Origin of the sequence: Streptomyces niveiscabiei (genome assembly GCF_001419795.1) — a bacterium.
GTDB lineage: Bacteria > Actinomycetota > Actinomycetes > Streptomycetales > Streptomycetaceae > Streptomyces > Streptomyces niveiscabiei.
This window is the reverse complement of record NZ_LIRL01001069.1, coordinates 1-1,905: the sequence shown is the minus strand read 5'-3', so window position 1 is coordinate 1,905 and position 1,905 is coordinate 1. Positions and strand designations below refer to the sequence as shown.

The following is a 1,905-nucleotide window of genomic DNA, read 5'->3' as shown; positions in this document are numbered from 1 at the left end:
CTCGAACTCCCGGGGCCCCCGCACGGTGACCCGCTCTCCGACGACGTCCCCGACCCCCAACTCCCGCGCGACCAGGGCCAGTGCGTCCGGCGTGGCGGAAGCGGCCGGCCCCTCCGCCGAGGAGAACGCCACGGCCCGCGGAGCGAAGTGCACCAAGTACTCCCGCAGCGTGTGCAGGTAGAAGTCCGTGTGCCGCCCGGCCCCGTCGTACTGGTTCTCCCAGTCGTCGACGAAGATCCCGCTGTGCACGTACCGCACCCACGCCCGCCGCCCCTCGTCCCGGGGCTCGACGGTGTAGTCGAGCTGGTTGCGGGACTGGACGTCCATCCCGACGTCCTCGCTCAGGTTCGTGTACCGGTACGGCGGTTCCCACGCCGTGACGGTCGACCCGAACGGCCCGCTCCCCCCGACGCGAGGCTCGGGCGCCTCCATGGGCCACAGGTACGCCCCGGTGTTCCGGGTCACCGCCTCCCACACCTGCTCCGGCGTCGCGTCCACCTCGAACTCGCGGACGATCTCGAATTCCTTCTCGGTGTCCTTGGACATGGCAACTCTCCTCAGTTTTCAGTCAGTTCGGCAGGGGACGACCCCGTACGGGGCGGCTCAGTGCGGGACGGCGTCTCCTTGAGCGTCGGATGCAGCCCGAGCACGATCCGGTGATCGCGCCCGCCTTCCGCGTCCGGCGCGTCGTACTTGCGGATCAGCGCGCCCACCCCGGCCGTCAACTCCTGCACGAACGCGGCCCGTTCGGCGGCGGACGCGAACCGCACCTCGCCGTCCAGCGCGTAAGTCGCCAGCCCCTTGCGGGCCTTGGCCGCGCCGGTGATCAGCGAACCGACGTCCCGTACGAGCCGCGCGCCCAGCGCCAGCAGCCAGCGCGCGGAGAGCTGGTCACGGAAGCGGTCCGGGTCCGGCTGCACCTCCGCGAGGGCCAGCGGCGAGATGACGTACGACGCGGCGGTGGCCCGCATCAGCCGCTCGGTGACGTTCCCCTTGCGGCGCTCCCCGGCCAGCTCGACCAGGCCGTGCTTCTCCAGGGCCTTGAGGTGATAGTTCACCTTCTGCCGGGGCAGCCCGACCTGCCCGGCCAGCATCGCGGCCGACGCGGGGCCCGCGGCCAGCTCGGCCAGGAGCCGCGCCCTTATCGGGTCCAGCGTCGCGGCTGCCGCCTCGGGGTTCTCGATCACGGTGACGTCCAGCATGGGTCCACCGTCTCACCGAAAACTTTTTTTGTCCAGGCGAGAAGAGTTGTCGGTGAATGGGCATGACGGAGCACCCCCTGTCCGGGGGTGTCCCGCTACGCCTTGCCCTCGTCCTCCCCCAGCCGCGACAGCTGGCTCTGGAACCAGTCCAGCCGCGCCTGCAACAGGGCGGCCTCCGCGGTGAGTTCGGGCACCCCGAAGCGCGCGGACGCCTTGCCCTCCCGCGCGACGACCCGCAGCCCCTCGCCGGCCAGCCGCGCGAACGAGGCGAGGGATACGGCGGTACGGGCCTGTACGCAGCCCGTGCAGGACGCGGCGAGCCCGAGCCACCCCGGCCGGCCCCACCCCGCGTCGGCGAGCGCGGCGGCGGGGGCGCCACAGGCGCAGGGCCCCACGGTCATCGTGCGGACACGCTGTCTCGCGTACCGGAACCCCAGCTCGAAGCGGATGTACGCGCCGAGGACGGTCACGTCGAGCAGCACCGCGTCACGGTTCTCGGCGACGCAGAGCAGCCCCTCGGCCGTACCCCGCTCGTGCACGCAGTGGAACCCGCAGTCACAGCGCCGATGCGGCGCCCGGTGCCGCAGCCCGTACACGCACGACGCCTCCGCCAGCACCCCGTACGGCAGCGCGCCGCCCAGCGACACGCCCGTGAACCCCGCCCCGGTGCCGTCGTACGACAGCACCGGGGCGGGGTTCACGG

At 72.5% G+C, this 1,905-nt stretch carries 3 protein-coding genes; all 3 read right to left on the bottom strand.

What is annotated here, in order from left to right:
- A partial coding sequence (locus AOK24_RS39880; protein ID WP_055724805.1) for an SRPBCC family protein occupies window positions 1-546 on the bottom strand: 546 nt, incomplete at its 3' end.
- Window positions 547-557: 11 nt separating this feature from the next.
- Window positions 558-1,202, bottom strand: a complete 645-nt coding sequence (locus AOK24_RS39875) for an ArsR/SmtB family transcription factor (RefSeq protein WP_055724804.1) — start codon at window positions 1,200-1,202, stop codon at window positions 558-560.
- A gap of 95 nt (window positions 1,203-1,297) precedes the next feature.
- A complete protein-coding gene (locus AOK24_RS39870; protein WP_055724803.1) occupies window positions 1,298-1,903 on the bottom strand; it encodes a hypothetical protein in 606 nt (201 codons plus the stop codon).
- Window positions 1,904-1,905: the final 2 nt, after the last annotated feature.